This is a genomic window from Pseudomonas sp. 51_B, assembly GCF_017491595.1.
In the GTDB taxonomy this organism is placed as follows: domain Bacteria; phylum Pseudomonadota; class Gammaproteobacteria; order Pseudomonadales; family Pseudomonadaceae; genus Aquipseudomonas; species Aquipseudomonas promysalinigenes.
The window spans coordinates 1-490 of sequence record NZ_JAFGYW010000249.1 but is presented as its reverse complement, the minus strand read 5'-3'; the positions used below and the strand labels follow the sequence as shown (position 1 = coordinate 490).

1 protein-coding gene is annotated in these 490 nt (G+C 58.8%); it reads right to left on the bottom strand.

Features of this window, described 5'->3' with window-relative positions:
- Positions 1–396 (bottom strand): GNAT family N-acetyltransferase (locus J5M56_RS24665; RefSeq protein WP_207938020.1); only part of this gene is annotated, 396 nt, incomplete at its 3' end.
- Between the last annotated feature and the right edge of the window lie 94 nt (positions 397–490).

Genomic DNA, 490 nt, shown 5'->3' with positions numbered 1-490 from the left:
ATAGAATTCGATGGCCGGGGTGTTCCATTCCAGCACACTCCATTCGAAGCGGCCGCAGTCGTTGGCGCAGGCGATTTTTGCCAGGTGGCGCAGCAGGGTTTTGCCGGCGCCGCCGCCACGTTGTTCGGGGGTGATGTAGAGGTCTTCGAGGTACAGGCAATTGCTGCCCAGCCACGTTGAATAACTGAAGAAGAACACAGCGAAGCCGATCGGCAAGCCGTCGCGCAGGCAGATCAGGCCGTGGGCGGTGGCGCCTTCGCCGAACAGGCTGCGTTCGATGTCAGCTACGCTGGCGATGACTTCGTGACGGGCCTTCTCGAAATCTGCCAGTTCGGTGATGAAGGTGAGGATTTGCGGCGCATCGCTGGGGGTCGCCGCGCGGATTTCTATCGTCATGAACGGGCCTTTTCTGCAAATTAAAGCGCCATACTAAGGCGCGCAGCGGCACTCGTCACATGGCAAACATACTGATCTGCCCAATTTGCTGAAC